The sequence below is a fragment of the Brevibacillus borstelensis genome, assembly GCF_003710865.1.
Taxonomy (GTDB): domain Bacteria; phylum Bacillota; class Bacilli; order Brevibacillales; family Brevibacillaceae; genus Brevibacillus; species Brevibacillus borstelensis.
Window position 1 is genome coordinate 49,648 of sequence record NZ_RHHO01000005.1, and the last position, 14,790, is coordinate 64,437.

Sequence of the window (14,790 nt, forward strand, 5' to 3'; positions counted from 1 at the left end):
GGAAAAACAAAGGATGGTGTATGTAGGGAAACTCCCCTATATCAGGCAAACTTTTCCCTGATTTCTGTCTGTTCGCCTTATTCTAATATGCCAGTAATAAATATCGTCGTCTCTTCGCTCAAGTCGACATCCCGAATCTCGTGGTCGTCCCCCACTCGCTCATTGGCAACTCTGTCCTTGCGAATGATTCGAACCACTGGTCGCGAGGGCAATCCCCTGTTTTGATCAATCACGATCCCTACCTCGCCTGTGCTCAGCTTCAGGGATGTACCTGTCGGATACATGGCTATTGTCCGCAAAAACTGAATGACCATCTGGTGGTCAAACCTTTTTTCCGCCAGTCCCATGATGCGCTCGCAAGCTTCATAAGGCGGGAGCGTCTCCTCTTCTTCAGAAAACGGGGAGATAAAATTGTCGTATGCGTTGCAGATCGCGACGATTTTCCCGAACTCATGGATTTCATGGCTCATCAGACCTCTGGGTATGCCGCTGCCATCTACCCACTCATGGTGCTGCAGGGCGATATGAGCAGAAACGATGCTCATCTCGTGCTTTTTGCGCAGCAGGTTAAATCCCGTCCACGTATGGTGATTCTCGAGACTGTTTTGCTTGTAGGGCGAAGCGTCTCCCTCATCTTTGACGACTTTCCCGATGTCATGGAGCAAAGAGCCGATCGCCAGCTCCTTTAGCTGGTTGACGGAATATCCAAGTCCACCCCCCATGACGACAGCCATCATGCAAACATTCAGGGAGTGTATGTACAGGGCATTGTCATTCGTGCGAATTTCACCCAGGTTTAACAAAACTCGCCGGTTTCGCAAGGTCTCATCCACGATATTGTTGACGGACTTTTGGACTCCGCGCACATCGATTCCTTTTCCGGCCTGAACGCACTGGATCGCCGCGGACAAATTGCGGATGGCGTCTTTTCTCGTCGATTCGCTTAAAACCTCTTCCGTGTTCACGTCCTGCAGGTTTGGGTCCTTGAGGCTTACCATCGTAACGCCAAAACGGCGCAATTTATTGATCATTCCAACGGTTAGCTGTACGTTGGCCTGCAACAAGGTCAGACCGTCGCTCGTATAAATGCTTCTGCCCAGGACATCGCCCGGTTCTACCTGATCGATGTTGACATATTTCATGGGGTCTTCCTCCTGCCTGCTCCCCTGCTGCTATTTCCCATCTATCTTACCATGAAATAACCATCCGGTAGACTAGAAAACTTTCATGCAGCAAGCAAAAAAGACCCGCCAGACGGGTCTTTAACTCTTTTCATGATCATCCATCTTCATAATACTGTAAGGGCCTCTGACCATCGTTACCTGGTCGCCCTGCTGGGTCATTTCCAGCTTGTGCAAAATATCTTCGAGAACAGCGGCACAGGTGAGAGTCAATTCACCAGTATGTACGGGCGTCTTGTAATACTGGCCGATCATCTCATAGCCTTTTCGCTTGTATGCCTCCGCATCGGTCTCATCCAGCGCCTCGCACAGCTCCTGGATCAATCCTACCAAGGAAATCCGGGCCTGCTCGTAGACATCCACCTCGGCAGATGTCCGAGTCTCTTTGTCCGTACTCATATCGCTTCCCCCCTGACCTATAGGGTGGGCCGGATTGCAGCAGATTATTCGCTTTTCGCTGCCACGCTGTGACGCAGTCCCTGCCGCGTGCCGGTGTGTGCCTGAAACAATACCGCATCGTAGTGATCGGACGCGCCGGGAGCCGGTCTGCTTGCAAGCGAACCGACGATGGCTCCGAAAAATCCGAGAGGGATCGAAACCACGCCGGGATTGGCGAGAGGAAACAGCGGTTCGGCGAGAATCATGCCGCTTTCGGGGTCCATGACCGACGGCCCGAGACAAACGAGGATGAGGGCGGACAGTGCCCCTGTGACAATCCCGGTCAACGCTCCCTGTAGGGTGAAACGGCGCCAGTAGATGGTAAAGAAGATCAGGGGAAAGTTGGCCGATGCCGCCACAGCAAAAGTCAGCGCCACGAGAATCGCAACATTCATTTTTTGCGCGCCAATCGCAAGCCAGATGGAAATCACTCCTACTCCCACCGAGGATAATTTGGCGACCCATACCTGTTCCCGTTCCGAAGCCATCCCATTGCGAATGATATGGCTGTACAAATCGTGGGCAAACGCCGATGAGGCCGACAGCACAAGACCTGTGACCACCGCGAGAATCGTCGCAAAAGCCACGGCCGATATGTAGGCCATCAAAAATTCTCCGCCAAGCGCTTCCGCAAGCATCGTCACCGTCAGATTTCCTCCGAATCCGGCGTCCTGGATATATTCCCATCCGATAAAAGCAGATGCCCCGAAACCGAGCAAAATCGTCATCAGGTAAAACGCACCCATCACCCATGTGGCCGTAATGATGGATTGTCTCGTCGTGGGGGCATCTTTTACGGTAAACAGCCTGACGATGATATGCGGCAGTCCGGCAGTCCCCAATATGAGAGCGAGATTGAGCGAAAGGATGTCCAGCGGCTGGTTGAATTTGTTTCCCGGGTGCAAAAAGCGCTCTTTCATCGGTGTCGCTTCGCCGACATATACAAACAGCTCAGCCAGACTCCAGTGAAAGCGCGACAGGACGATCAGGCAGATGATCAGCGTCCCCGTCAAGAGCAGAATCGCTTTGATGATTTGCACCCACGAGGTAGCCTCCATCCCGCCAAACACGACGTAGATGGTCATCAGCGTTCCCACGACCATCACCGCAGCAGCGTAATCAATGCCGAGCAGGTAGTGGATCAGCGCCCCCGCGCCGACCAATTGCGCAATCATGTAAAAGACGGTGATCAGAAGCGTGACGGCGGCAATCGCACCCCTCAGCCATTTGCTCTCAAACCGGACGGAAATCGCATCCGCCAGCGTATATTTGCCCAGATTGTGCAGCGGTTCCGCGATCAAAAACAGCATGACCAAATACGACACAAAGAAGCCGATCGCATAAAGAAAGCCGTCAAAACCGTACATTGCTATCGTCCCGGCGATTCCTAAAAACGAAGCGGCACTCATGTAATCTCCGGCGATGGCCACCCCGTTCTGAAGCCCGGTCATCCGGTTTCCCGCAGCGTAGAACTCTCTCGTATTGAATGTTCGGCTCGCCGCTGAATACGTGATGAACAGCGTGCCGATAATGACGCTGCAAAAAAAGATGACCGATGACATATCGCCGCTCCCCCGTTTCATAGGAAAGATGCCGGAGCCTCCCCCGACACCTTTCCTTTGCTTTTACAATTGTACAGAGACTAGGCGGATTCCTTCATCCCGGTATTCGCTTTGACAACAATTTCATCGTATTTCGCATCGTCTTTGGTCTTCGAGAAGTAGGTACCCAGCCAGGCTGCAAGGAAACCGAGCGGAATCGAGACGATCCCCGGATTCGAGAGAGGGAACAGAGCTTCTCCGACCAGGATGGCCTTGCCCGCCTCCGGATTCCAGATGTTCGGACTGAGGAAAACGAGGATCAGCGAGCTGAACAAGCCTACCAGCATACCGACAACAGCCCCGGTCGTATTGAATCGACGCCAGAAGATCGTGTAAATAATAACCGGCAAATTTGCGCTGGCGGCTACCGCAAAGGCAAGAGCAACGAGGAAAGCGACATTCAGCTTCTGCGCGAACAGGGCAAGCAGGATCGAGATGACCGAAACGCCGACAGAGGCCCATTTGGCCATGACCATCTGCTCTCTTTCCGTAGCCTTCCCCTGGCGAATGACATGGCCGTAAAAATCATGGGCAAACGCTGATGCAGCCGTGAGTACGAGACCAGCCACTACCGCCAGAATGGTAGCGAAGGCGACGGCAGACACAAACGCAAAGAGGAAATTGCCCCCTAGGAATTGGGCCAGCAACGGCGCTCCCATGTTTCCGGCAGGATCCATCTTGTCCGCCCCGACAAATGCGGCTGCGCCGAATCCGAGGAAAATCGTCATGACGTAGAACAAGCCGATAATCCAGGTGGCGTACACAACAGATTTCCGCGCCGTCGGGGCGTCCTTTACCGTAAAGAACCTCATCAAAATGTGCGGCAGTCCGGCAGTACCGAGAACGAGCGCCAGATTGAGCGAAATCGTATCGAGGCCGTCCTTGAACTTGTTCCCCGGATTCAGGAACTTTTCGCCCAGCGGCGTTGCCGTTTTCATTTGCTCGAACATCTGCGTCACGCTGAAGTCAAACTTGGCAAACACCATTACGGAAATAATGAAGGTACCGGCCATCAGCAGAACCGCCTTGACGATCTGCACCCAGGAGGTTGCCGTCATGCCGCCAAACACGACGTAAACCGTCATCAGAACGCCTACGATCAGAACAGAGGTCGTGTAGTCGAGACCGAGCAGCAATTTGATCAGGGCGCCGGCCCCTACCAACTGGGCGATCATGTAAAAAATGGAGATCGCGATGGAGTTCAGAGCCGCTACTCCGCGGACCTGCTTGTTTTCAAACCGGGCCGCAATCATGTCCGCCATCGTGTACTTTCCGAGATTGCGCAGCGGCTCGGCTACGATGTACAGCACGACGAGATAAGCGACGAGAAAGCCGATACTGTAAAAGAAGCCGTCAAAGCCGGAGAGAGCAATCATTCCGGCGATCCCGAGGAAAGAGGCCGCGGACATGTAATCGCCGGCGATGGCAAGGCCGTTCTGCCAACCGGTCAGTCCTCCTCCCGCCGTGTAAAACTCGCTAGTGCTATTGGTCCGTTTGGAGGCGTAATACGTAATAACAAGCGTTAACACAACAATTGCCAAAAAGAGTAAAAATGCCATTACATTCATGCGCTTTTGCCTCCCGTCTCTTGCTTGATCTTCTCTACCAGCTCATCAAACTGCCGCGATTTCCTGGAATAGATGATGCACAGTCCCCAGGTCATGATAAATTGGCAGAAGGCAAATACCCAGGCCCAGGTAATCGCCCCGAAGGCGGGTTTGTTCAACACTTGAAAGTAGGAGGTCATGATGGGAAGAGTAAAGTAGAACAAGAAAAAGAAAATGGAGTAGGGTACGATGAATGCTTTTTTTCGTCTAAGCAGCTCCTGAAACGTCGCCGACCGGATGATAGACGTGTACTGGACAGACGTCTGCTTCTCAGACATGGCCTTCGCTGTCGAGCTTGTATTTCCCATTGTGGAATCTCCCCTTGTCAAGAATGTGTAACCGCGCCATTGAAAGCGCTTCCTTATTTTACAAAAAAATTCCCAATATTGTTTACATTTGCGCGCGACATGCAAAAAGTAGCGCGTCAAAAGCAAAAAATACGGGATCAAAGTCAAGCTCTACCCTTCCAGGCGTTTCAGCAGATCTTTTGCTGCGGTCCGGGAGACGGGAAGCCGAACCGGATTGGGCCCTTTCAGGATCAGATTGTACGCGCCGTTGAACCACGGCTGAAGCTCGCTTACATACTGCAGGTTTACCAGGTAGCTTTTATGCGTCCGAAAGAACGGGTAAGCCTGGAGCTTTTCCTCCAACTGCTGCAATGTCATGCGCGTCGTATACACTTCCGACTCCGTCCAGATTTGAACGACTCGCTCATCCCGGACAGCGTACATCACGGTGCTGGGATCGATCACCACCAAACGGTTGTTGTCCTCGATGATCATCTTCGCTACCTTCGAGGGATTCGGCAAAGCAGATGGCGGAGCCGTTTCCGAAAGCCGTTTCCTCAACCGTTGCAGTGTTTCTTTCAGCCGCTGCGGTTCTGTCGGCTTTAACAGGTAATCGACCGCATTCAGCTTGAACGCTTCGACAGCGTAGTCTTCATGTGCAGTGGAAAATACGAGCAGAGGCCGTTTCTTGCGGGCGGCCAACATGCGCGCGGCCTGGTCCCCCTCCAGCTCCGGCATTTTGATGTCGAGAAACACCACGTCCGGTTCGTATTCCTCTACCAACTGCAGAAGCTCGCGGCCATTTGTCGCACAGGGCAGTACCTCCACATCGGCCTCCTGCTCCAGCAAATAGACCAGCTCCTCCCTCGCCAGCCTTTCATCCTCTGCGATCATGATTCGGATCTGCATCAGGCATCTTCTCCTCGTCTATGTGGAATTGCAAACTGGATGCGGCAGCCTCCTTCCGGCAGGTTGGAAAAATGGAGCTTCGATTCCGGACCGAGAAGGCTGATTAAACGCTGGTTGACATTGTATACGCCGATGCCGTTGCCGTCTTTGCTCTCAAGCGGCGTATTGCCCAGCTTGTCCAGAAGCGGCTCCGGAACGCCTGCACCATTGTCCTCGACCACGACGGAGATGCAGTCACTCTCCTCTCTGACCGCAATGGCGATACGTCCGCCGCTCGGCTTTCCGCTAAGGCCGTGCTGGATGCTGTTCTCCACCAACGGCTGCAAGGTGCCGAACGGAATCAACGCCTGCTCCACACCCGGCTCTACCTCGCGCGAAACCGTAAATTGCTCTGCAAAGCGTATGCTGATAATTTCCAGATACGCATTCAGGTGCTGCAGCTCCTGCCCGACGGATACGAGCGGCGTCGAGGTCATTTTCAGGTTGAGCCGCATGAAAACCCCCAGCTGAATCGTCATGTGGCGGGCGAGATCGGGGTTGATCCGAATCAGCGTAACGATCGAGTTTAATGTATTAAACAGGAAATGGGGATGAATTTGAGCCTGAAGCATTCGCAGCTCCGCGTCCTTCATTAAACCCTTCATCTTCTCTGCGAGCGTCAACGTCAATTGGTTGGATAACAGGTTTCCCAGACCTTTTGCCAGCGCTTCCTGAATTTTGCCGATCTGCTGCGGCCGTCTAAAATACAGCTTGATCAGCCCGACGACACTCTCCCCTTCTCTGATCGGAACGACGATGGCTGCTTGCAGCGGACAGTTATTTCGCTCGCACGGAAGATGCTCGCGGGAAAGACTCGTCTGTATCCCTCCGGTGTAGATGACGAGGCGGGCCAGCTCACTGCGTATCGGCTCCCCGGCTACATGGTGGTCCGATCCCGCGCCTACGTGGGCTAGAAGCTGCTCTCTGTCTGTCACGGCGACTGCGCTGGCCTTCGCCTCTCTGAGCAGGATATACGCTACGGATTGGGCCGTCTGCGGAGTCAAGCCCATCTTCAAGTGGGGCAGGATGCGTTCGGCAATCGTGAAGGCCCGCTCCGCCTCCATCGCGGCAGAGCGTTCTTCTTCGCGGAGAGCGACGCGGATCATCGTTGTGAAAATAGCGATGGAAATGCTATTGGTAAGCACCATAGGAATTCCGATAATATTCACAATCGCTCGGACAAGCTCGGGAGGCTGGGCCAGTATGAGCAAAAGCGACATCTGTATGATCGGGGCAAACATTCCGATAAACAGCGCTTTGGACGGAGAGATCACGCGCTCTTGCGAGAAAAAGCGGGCAACGTATCCGGCCAGAAGGCCCGTAATCGGGCTGGACAAGCCAAACGCCCAGGCGCCAAGACCACTCAAGCTGAACAAATGGCAGCCCGCGATCAGGCCAGCACCCAGTCCTACGAACGGCCCTCCGAGAAGGCCGCCGATCACAACACCGACAAGAGTTGAGTTTGCAATAACTTCACTTGGCTGAAGCGGAAAAATCCAAAAAGCCGGGTTGTACGTCTCCTCGTGGACGACCACGCCCGCATACGTGCCCGCAATGCCGAACAGTCCGAATAATAAAGAGTACGCCACCGACGTCCATAATTGCAGCTCGCGGTCGAGTAATTGGCGAAACAGCGGAATTCTCGTCAGGATAAAGGCGATGGTAAGCAGGATGCCCATCCTCTCGATCAACAGCAGCGTCAAATGCTCCAAGGCCCCTACCTCCGAAAAAAGTCATAAATAGGCATATTCTAACAATTCCGCTTTTTCCCCCGCTTTCCCTGCCGGGACAGACAAACGGGACGGGTGATTTGCATATGATAGCTTTTGCCTAAATTTTCTACAGCAGGAAGGGTGAAGACGAATGTGCGGAATTACCGGCTGGATCGATTGGGAGAAGGATCTTACCCAAGAACACGCTGTTTTGCAAGCAATGACGCGGACTTTAACGGATCGGGGACCGGATGAAGAAGGATATTGGTGGGCAGACTCCAAGCATGCGGCCTTCGGTCATCGCCGTCTGGTCGTCGTCGACCCTGCCGGTGGGCGTCAGCCTATGTCACGACAGCAAAATGGGCGGGCGTATACGCTCGTTTACAATGGGGAGCTGTACAACACGGAAGATATTCGACGGGAGCTGATTGCCCGCGGCCATTCGTTTCGCTCCCACTCGGATACAGAGGTTCTGCTCGCCGCTTATATCGAATGGGAAGCAGACTGCGTGCACAAGCTCAATGGCATATTCGCCTTCGCTGTTTGGGATGAGCAGAGGCAACAGATGTTTTTGGCGCGTGACCGTCTAGGGGTAAAACCGCTCTTTTACGCGAAAAGGGGAACCGCTTTTTTATTCGCATCGGAGTTGAAAGCTTTATTGGCTAATCCTTTGGTAAAACCCGTCTTGTCGCGGGAAGGGCTGGCAGAAATTTTTGTGCTCGGACCCTCGCGCACCCCTGGGCATGGCGTCTTTCATGACGTCCATGAGCTGCGGCCTGGCTGCCATTTGACCATTTCTCGCGAAGGCGTTTCGATCAGGCGCTACTGGAGCCTGGAGAGCCAGCCTCACGAGGATGATGTCGAACAGACGGCTGCCACCGTGCGCCAGCTTTTGGCCGACTCGATCAAACGGCAGCTTGTCTCGGATGTCCCGATCGCCACACTGCTGTCCGGCGGTCTTGATTCCAGCGCAATCACGGCGGTCGCTGCAGCTGTGTTTCAGGAGGAAGGCCGAGGCGCTCTCCATACCTACTCCATCGATTATGTGAACAACGCTTCTCATTTCCAGCAAAGCGACTTCCAGCCGACCGATGACGCTCCTTTCGTCCGCTTGATCTCCGAACGGTTCGGCACCGTTCACCACACCCTCGAATTCGATACCCCTGAATTGGTCAGCGCCCTGCATACCGCACTTTTCGCCCGTGATCTTCCGGGGATGGCCGATGTCGACTCCTCTCTCTATCTGTTCTGCCGGGAAATCAAGAAAGAGACAACTGTCGTCTTGTCGGGAGAATGCGCCGACGAAATGTTCGGGGGCTATCCGTGGTTCCATCGGGAAGAGCTGCTTGGCGCGAATACCTTTCCCTGGGCGCAAGCTACCCGGGAGCGTGCCGGCTGGCTTTCCGCCGAGATGAGAGACTGGATCAGGCCCGAGGAATATGTAGCCCAACGCTACGAGGAGACGCTCGACGAGGTGCCCCGCTTGCCTGGCGAAAACCCGCTTGCGGCTAGAAGACGGGAGCTGTTTTATCTGAATCTCACCTGGTTTATGAATACCCTGCTGGATCGGAAAGACCGAATGAGCATGAAGGCAAGCCTGGAGGCGAGGGTTCCGTTTTGCGACCATCGACTGATGCAATACGTCTGGAATATTCCTTGGGAGCTAAAAAACTGGGGTAATCGCGAAAAAGGGATTCTCAGAAAGGCACTGGAAGGAATCGTTCCGGAAGAAGTGCTGTACCGCAAAAAAAGTCCATACCCGAAAACACATAACCCGGCCTATACGAAAGCAACGCGCTCCTGGCTCTTGAACGTGCTGGAGGACAGCTCCTCGCCATTGCATCAAGTCATTGACCAAACCCGGGTCAAAGCCTTCGCGATGTCAGAAGCTCAGGCCTCGGGAAAACCCTATTTCGGCCAACTGATGGGCAGCCCGCAGATGTTTGCCTACCTGGCATCGATTGACCTGTGGATGAGAGAGTACAACATCACCATTTCTTCGTAAATTAGCGCAAATGCCAAAAAAACCGTCTGAATGAACTCAGACGGTTTTCGTTGTTTCGTGATAAGCAAGGAATGCTGTAAGCCAGGTTCTGTCTCTCCCGTGCTGCAAACGGATCTGCTCCTCGCACCAAGAGCGGTAGTCATCTATCTATGGCATCCGAGATGCCATCCGTCCCTCCGTTCAGTTCCTTCGGGACGGTTCCCCTACCAAATTTGGGTTTCTCGCTCGCAGGGTTTACCGCGTTCCATCTCCCCTGTCGCCAGGGAAGCTACGTTTCTGTGGCACTTTCAGCGTACTCGGGTCTCTGGAAGAGAACCCTTTCCACGCCGTCAGCGAAGCAAATGCCTCGCTGCCCTGGTTTGCACCAGGTACGAACACTCCAGACATCTCAGTCTGGGCGAGCCTGGACTTTCCTCTACCGCCGACCATAAAGGCCGCGGCAGCGACTACCCGCATTCCTTGCCCACTCGTATGAATCAGCAATAAATAATGTACCATATCTGTGTTTCCCGGTCAACCGAAAGCCGCTGGAAGCACTGGAAATTGTTAATGCAGCAGCGTTGTAGTACAATATGGGATGTCATTTGCAAGCCATACCCCAAGACAGGAGAGATTTCGATGCTGCTGTTACCTTTCGAGAATCACGTCCCCCGCATTCATGAGTCTGTCTTTCTTGCAAAAGGCGTCGTCATCTCCGGCGATGTTACGATTGGAGAGGATACGTCGATCTGGTACAATACCGTCATCCGCGGAGATATTGCTCCCACCGTCATCGGGCGCAGGGTAAGCGTGCAGGACAACAGCACGCTGCATCAAAGTCCGGGAAACCCGTTGATCGTGGAAGACGAAGTGACGATCGGACACAATGTCGTTCTGCACAGTTGCGTGATTCGCCGCGGCGCCTTGATCGGCATGGGCTCTATCGTGATGGATGGAGCGGAGATCGGCGAGCAAGCAATGGTTGGAGCGGGAGCGCTCGTCCCACCGGGTATGAAGGTCCCTCCTCGCACTCTCGTCATCGGCTCGCCCGCCAAAATCAAGCGCGAGCTCACGGAAGACGACTTCAAGGAGCTTCGGCGCATCCGCCAGTCTTACGTGGACAAGGGCAAGATTTACCGCAAATTGGAAGAACAACCGCTCTCCAGATGATGATGGAGAGCGGTTTTTTCTTATGCTGCCTCGGTTGCTTGCAATTCCTTGCTGCGAATGTACTCAAATTGGCGATAGGAGCGGATGGCTGTCTCCAGATGGAGGCGGTTTGGTTCTTTGGTGGTCAAGTACCGCTGGAAGAAAGCCGAAATGCGGTACAGGAAGCCGCAATATTTTCGCAGCAGCTTATCCCCTACCATCCCGATAAAAATTCCCGCACATCCGGCAGCTACGCCAAAAGCGAGCGGAACGAACGGAATGGCCAGAAGAAATCCGGCAAAAAAACAGACGACGAGGTTCGTTGAGCACCCGGCGTTCACGATGTCCGCCCGGGCGATTTCCTCCCACGACTCCAGCCGTTTTTCTCCTCCGTAGCTGAAGACTTTATGCTCGGCACCGTGAAACTTTTTCAATTCACGCGGAAATACGAAGTGAAAACCAGCCACATAAATGGCTGCCCACCACGGATCGACTACAGCCGCTTCCGGGTAGACCAGCGCGGCGAGCACATACAAGACAAGACCCAGATGCAATATTTGGTAGTACCAAGGGAAAGAGAAAAAGATCCGCACCCACAGCTTGCCGATCGTCCGCAGGCTGATTTTCTCGGCCCATACTTCTATCACGCCGTTTTTTACTTCTGCACAAGCCAGGACGTTCCGATCATGAAACAGGACACCGCGAGCAAAAGAAATCCCCATAATCATGTTTTATCTATTCTCCTTCCGTTCCATCATCAGTATAATTAGAGGAATGTACGCAGAATGAAGGAGGGGTCAATCCATGATCCGTATGGTACCAACTACACCGCTTACACCTCAGCACGACCCGTGGGAGCCGCTTTTTCATGCGACGCCGCCTGCCTACAAGCTGACAAGTGTCGAGTTTACGGTTACCAACCTGTGCAACCTCCGCTGCGAGCATTGTGCAGTTGGTGACACCCTTCGTTTCAAAGACGATCCTGCCCTGCCGATCCAGACCATCCTGAATCGTCTGGATGAAGCGCAGGACCTCGCTACTATCAGTATAACAGGCGGAGAACCAATGTACAGCGAGCGCACCGTCAAGGAAATCATTCTCCCGCTGCTTCGCTACGCGACGGACAGAGGCCTTCGCACCCAGATCAACTCCAATCTGTCGATGCCATTTTCCAGGTATGAAATGATATTGCCTTACATAGATGTGATGCACATGTCCTGGAACTGGGCGACGCCCGAAGAGTTCCGTACCATTGTTTACGCAAAAAGCAGGCAGATGGTTTCTTCCAAACAGGCTGAACAGCAGTTTGCCACGATGTGGTCCAATGCGCAGAAGCTTGCCGACGCCGGCGTTTTTGTCTCTGCCGAAACAATGCTAAACCCCCGAACATACCAGAAATTGGATATCCTTCACAAGCAGATTCAGGAAATGGGCTGCCTCCGTCACGAAGTGCATCCCATGTACGCCAGCGATTTCGCACGTGAACTGGATGTTTTGACTTTGGATGAGCTTCGTCAAGCTGTTGCACACATGCTGGAAATCCGCAATGAGAATTTGTGGATGCTCTTTGGCACCTTGCCGTTCTTTGCCTGCAGTCCATTGGAGGCGGACAGAGAACTGATCCTGAAGCTGCGGGAGGCCAAAAACGTAACGGTACGCAACGATCCGGACGGCCGAAACAGACTAAACGTAAACGTCTTTACCGGAGACGTCATCGTCACTGATTTCGGAGATGTCGCTCCTTTGGGCAACATCCAGACCGACCGTTTGGATACCATGTTCAGCCGCTGGCAGGAGCACCCGCTGAACCAAAACATCAACTGCTACTGTCCGGCTGCCTCTTGTGCCGGCCCCAACCTGCTGGTTGCCAACACCTACTATGCAAATGAAAACTTTAAAGAGAGAAAAGCGCTGATTTAATGGGCAAACTACCTGTGAGGTGATTTGCATGAGCAGGCGTAGAAGACGTCCTCTCGTACCGCAAGCACAGGCAGGACTGGACCAGTTGAAGGCCAGGGTGGCCGGTGTCAATCAACCCGAGCAGGCGAAATTTGAGGTTGCCCAGGAGCTGAATGTCCCTTTGCAAAACGGATACAACGGCCAGTTGTCCGCTCATGATGCAGGGCGTATCGGCGGTCAGCTGGGCGGGGGCATGGTAAAGGAATTGGTTCGAATGGCGATGGAGCAGCTTCCCCGCAAATAACCTGACCAAAAAGAAAGAACCGCATCGTATGCAGATGCGGTTCTGCTGTTTTTCATCATCTGGTTATTCGTTTCAGCGAAGCCGATCTAACTGCTTGACGCTTGATTTTCTCGGCCCAAGCATGGAGCGGCTGATGTTGTTTACTTTGTGAAACGAATCAAACATTTGGTCCAGGACCTCGATCAGCTCCCGTACCTGCACCACTTTTCCGTATACACCGTCAAAATGGTGACGAACGTTTTTTCCATTCAGCCGAAACATGACCGCACCTCCTCTGTTCCTCTCCTACCACCGTATGCGATACGGGCGTCAACGGAGAGAGGGAAACGCCGGTCCATCCGCCCATTTTTTGAGAAATTCTAGAGGCGATACAGGTCCGGACGGCGATCAGCAATTACAGGAATTCGGCTTCTCACTTCATCTACGAGGGAGAGGTCAATCTCCGCCCTGATGATCTCTTCCTGCTGCATGCCTTCGGCGATAATTTCCCCCCAGGGGTTAATCACCATGGAATGCCCGCAAAATGTATTTCCGTTGCCCTCCCCGACGCGGTTGCAGGCGATGACGTACATCTGATTCTCAATCGCGCGTGAAATCAAAAGCTGGCGCCAGTGATGAAGCCGGGGATGGGGCCATTGGGCACAAACAAACAGAGCCCGTGCTCCTTGCAAAGCATGCACCCGCACCCACTCCGGAAAGCGAATGTCATAGCAAATGACGGAACTGACTGGCTGACCATCCAATATGTAAACGCCTGGGCGATCTCCGGCGGCAAGAAACTTTTCCTCTTCCATCAGTCGAAACAAATGCGCCTTTGAATAGCTGCCTGCAAGTTTCCCGCTGCGATCAAACACAAACGTTGTATTGTACATCCGACCACCCCTGTTTTCCGCGACGGAACCGCCGATTACATGGGCCTGCAGCTTTTCTGCCGCATCGCTCAGCAATTGCTTGGCTCGCTCGCCGTTTTTATCGGCGATTTCATCCAGCCGCTTCAAATCATAGCCTGTATCCCACAACTCCGGCAAGAGGACCACATCCGGTCTTTCGTCTGACGATTGGAGTTGATTGACAAAATTCCGAATCGCCTCTACATTTTTTTCCGGCTGTCCAAAAGCAATATCCATCTGCAGCAAGGCAACATTCCACTTCATCTGTTTCCCCCCTGACTTTATTCTCTTAATCGTAGCCTTCACTCCACAGGAGTTCAAGCATAATTGTCGATTTTGCCAGGGGTGCCATCGGGCAACCGGAAAGAAAAGAGAGGGCCCGAGGCTAACCCCGGGCGGGCTTGAAAAAGATTACGTGCGTGGACGCGGCCGTGCCTCCAGACGAGTTACCCGTGTTTCGAGACGATCGACGCGCCGATCCAGTTCACGAATATTGCGCTCGGCACGGTCCATGCGCTCATTGAGACGGCGGATACGGCGATCTACATCGTCGCGCGGCGGTTGAGGCGGACCTGGCTGTCGAACGGGCACCCAGATCGTTTGACCGATATAGATGTAGTACGGGGCGGGGATGTTGTTCACTCGAATCAGTTCCTGTACGGGAACCCCGAAGCGGGCGGCAATCGCATTTAATGTATCCCCGGGTTGGACTACGTAGTTCACGTAAACCACTCCTTTTTGTATTTGATTCGTTATTAACCTATGCCCGCCCGCCTGCCTGTGAAATAAG

General features: G+C 53.5%; 15 protein-coding genes and 1 other RNA gene. 4 read left to right on the forward strand and 12 right to left on the reverse strand.

All coding sequences use genetic code 11. The features are described from left to right. Window positions 1-77: 77 nt before the first annotated feature. From EDM54_RS02770 to EDM54_RS02800, 7 genes are all read right to left on the reverse strand, one after another. A complete protein-coding gene (locus EDM54_RS02770) occupies window positions 78-1,142 on the reverse strand; it encodes an HD-GYP domain-containing protein (RefSeq protein WP_122957738.1) in 1,065 nt (354 codons plus the stop codon). 120 nt (window positions 1,143-1,262) lie between these two features. Beyond that, a complete protein-coding gene (locus tag EDM54_RS02775) occupies window positions 1,263-1,580 on the reverse strand; it encodes a hypothetical protein (protein WP_003387403.1) in 318 nt (105 codons plus the stop codon). Window positions 1,581-1,624: 44 nt separating this feature from the next. After that, window positions 1,625-3,181: a solute symporter family protein gene (locus EDM54_RS02780; RefSeq protein WP_031931757.1), complete on the reverse strand. Its 1,557-nt coding sequence runs from the start codon at window positions 3,179-3,181 to the stop codon at window positions 1,625-1,627. 80 nt (window positions 3,182-3,261) lie between these two features. Next, window positions 3,262-4,788, reverse strand: coding sequence for a solute symporter family protein (locus EDM54_RS02785; RefSeq protein WP_024985150.1), 1,527 nt, complete (start codon window positions 4,786-4,788; stop codon window positions 3,262-3,264). Continuing rightward, on the reverse strand, window positions 4,785-5,135 hold the full coding sequence (locus tag EDM54_RS02790) for a DUF485 domain-containing protein (protein WP_003387406.1): 351 nt from the start codon (window positions 5,133-5,135) through the stop codon (window positions 4,785-4,787). The genes EDM54_RS02785 and EDM54_RS02790 overlap by 4 nt, the downstream gene beginning before the upstream one ends. A 150-nt stretch (window positions 5,136-5,285) precedes the next feature. Beyond that, on the reverse strand, window positions 5,286-6,023 hold the full coding sequence (locus tag EDM54_RS02795; RefSeq protein ID WP_003387408.1) for a LytR/AlgR family response regulator transcription factor: 738 nt from the start codon (window positions 6,021-6,023) through the stop codon (window positions 5,286-5,288). Continuing rightward, entirely contained in the window at window positions 6,023-7,774 is a 1,752-nt protein-coding gene (locus tag EDM54_RS02800; RefSeq protein WP_122957739.1) for a LytS/YhcK type 5TM receptor domain-containing protein, read from the reverse strand. Before EDM54_RS02800 ends, EDM54_RS02795 begins: the two co-directional genes overlap by 1 nt. 151 nt (window positions 7,775-7,925) lie before the next feature. On the opposite strand from EDM54_RS02800, the gene asnB reads away from it, so the two are divergent. Next, a complete protein-coding gene (gene asnB, locus EDM54_RS02805; protein WP_024985149.1) occupies window positions 7,926-9,779 on the forward strand; it encodes an asparagine synthase (glutamine-hydrolyzing) in 1,854 nt (617 codons plus the stop codon). 72 nt (window positions 9,780-9,851) lie between these two features. Here the strand turns inward: asnB and rnpB are convergent. Next, window positions 9,852-10,237: RNase P RNA component class B (gene rnpB / locus EDM54_RS02810), an RNA gene on the reverse strand. Window positions 10,238-10,397: 160 nt separating this feature from the next. Between rnpB and EDM54_RS02815 the strand changes: the two genes are divergently transcribed. Beyond that, entirely contained in the window at window positions 10,398-10,928 is a 531-nt protein-coding gene (locus tag EDM54_RS02815) for a gamma carbonic anhydrase (protein WP_039071080.1), read from the forward strand. 20 nt (window positions 10,929-10,948) lie between these two features. Here EDM54_RS02815 and EDM54_RS02820 read toward each other — a convergent pair whose 3' ends face one another. Continuing rightward, window positions 10,949-11,635, reverse strand: coding sequence for a DUF1385 domain-containing protein (locus tag EDM54_RS02820; RefSeq protein WP_122957740.1), 687 nt, complete (start codon window positions 11,633-11,635; stop codon window positions 10,949-10,951). Window positions 11,636-11,711: 76 nt separating this feature from the next. Between EDM54_RS02820 and yfkAB the strand changes: the two genes are divergently transcribed. After that, window positions 11,712-12,827 (forward strand): radical SAM/CxCxxxxC motif protein YfkAB, encoded by a 1,116-nt coding sequence (gene yfkAB, locus EDM54_RS02825; RefSeq protein WP_039071079.1) that lies wholly within the window; start codon window positions 11,712-11,714, stop codon window positions 12,825-12,827. 28 nt (window positions 12,828-12,855) lie between these two features. Continuing rightward, a complete protein-coding gene (locus tag EDM54_RS02830; protein WP_003387415.1) occupies window positions 12,856-13,110 on the forward strand; it encodes an alpha/beta-type small acid-soluble spore protein in 255 nt (84 codons plus the stop codon). A gap of 72 nt (window positions 13,111-13,182) precedes the next feature. On the opposite strand, the gene EDM54_RS02835 is transcribed toward EDM54_RS02830, so the two are convergent. The 3 genes from EDM54_RS02835 to EDM54_RS02845 all read right to left on the reverse strand — a co-directional run bounded on the left by EDM54_RS02835 (window position 13,183) and on the right by EDM54_RS02845 (window position 14,723). Further along, window positions 13,183-13,371 carry a hypothetical protein gene (locus EDM54_RS02835; RefSeq protein ID WP_003387416.1) on the reverse strand — a complete coding sequence of 63 codons (189 nt, stop codon included), beginning with the start codon at window positions 13,369-13,371 and terminating at the stop codon, window positions 13,183-13,185. Window positions 13,372-13,469: 98 nt separating this feature from the next. After that, window positions 13,470-14,264, reverse strand: a complete 795-nt coding sequence (locus EDM54_RS02840) for a carbon-nitrogen family hydrolase (RefSeq protein ID WP_122957741.1) — start codon at window positions 14,262-14,264, stop codon at window positions 13,470-13,472. Window positions 14,265-14,411: 147 nt separating this feature from the next. Then, a complete protein-coding gene (locus EDM54_RS02845) occupies window positions 14,412-14,723 on the reverse strand; it encodes a LysM peptidoglycan-binding domain-containing protein (protein ID WP_003387418.1) in 312 nt (103 codons plus the stop codon). Window positions 14,724-14,790 lie beyond the last annotated feature (67 nt).

Coding starts and splice junctions, on each gene's coding strand:
- EDM54_RS02770 (WP_122957738.1), bottom strand. CDS start 1,142: ATGAAATATGTCAACATCGATCAGGTAGAACCGGGCGATGTCCTGGGC.
- EDM54_RS02775 (WP_003387403.1), bottom strand. CDS start 1,580: ATGAGTACGGACAAAGAGACTCGGACATCTGCCGAGGTGGATGTCTAC.
- EDM54_RS02780 (WP_031931757.1), bottom strand. CDS start 3,181: ATGTCATCGGTCATCTTTTTTTGCAGCGTCATTATCGGCACGCTGTTC.
- EDM54_RS02785 (WP_024985150.1), bottom strand. CDS start 4,788: ATGAATGTAATGGCATTTTTACTCTTTTTGGCAATTGTTGTGTTAACG.
- EDM54_RS02790 (WP_003387406.1), bottom strand. CDS start 5,135: ATGGGAAATACAAGCTCGACAGCGAAGGCCATGTCTGAGAAGCAGACG.
- EDM54_RS02795 (WP_003387408.1), bottom strand. CDS start 6,023: ATGCAGATCCGAATCATGATCGCAGAGGATGAAAGGCTGGCGAGGGAG.
- asnB (WP_024985149.1), top strand. CDS start 7,926: ATGTGCGGAATTACCGGCTGGATCGATTGGGAGAAGGATCTTACCCAA.
- EDM54_RS02815 (WP_039071080.1), top strand. CDS start 10,398: ATGCTGCTGTTACCTTTCGAGAATCACGTCCCCCGCATTCATGAGTCT.
- EDM54_RS02820 (WP_122957740.1), bottom strand. CDS start 11,635: ATGATTATGGGGATTTCTTTTGCTCGCGGTGTCCTGTTTCATGATCGG.
- yfkAB (WP_039071079.1), top strand. CDS start 11,712: ATGATCCGTATGGTACCAACTACACCGCTTACACCTCAGCACGACCCG.
- EDM54_RS02830 (WP_003387415.1), top strand. CDS start 12,856: ATGAGCAGGCGTAGAAGACGTCCTCTCGTACCGCAAGCACAGGCAGGA.
- EDM54_RS02835 (WP_003387416.1), bottom strand. CDS start 13,371: ATGTTTCGGCTGAATGGAAAAAACGTTCGTCACCATTTTGACGGTGTA.
- EDM54_RS02840 (WP_122957741.1), bottom strand. CDS start 14,264: ATGAAGTGGAATGTTGCCTTGCTGCAGATGGATATTGCTTTTGGACAG.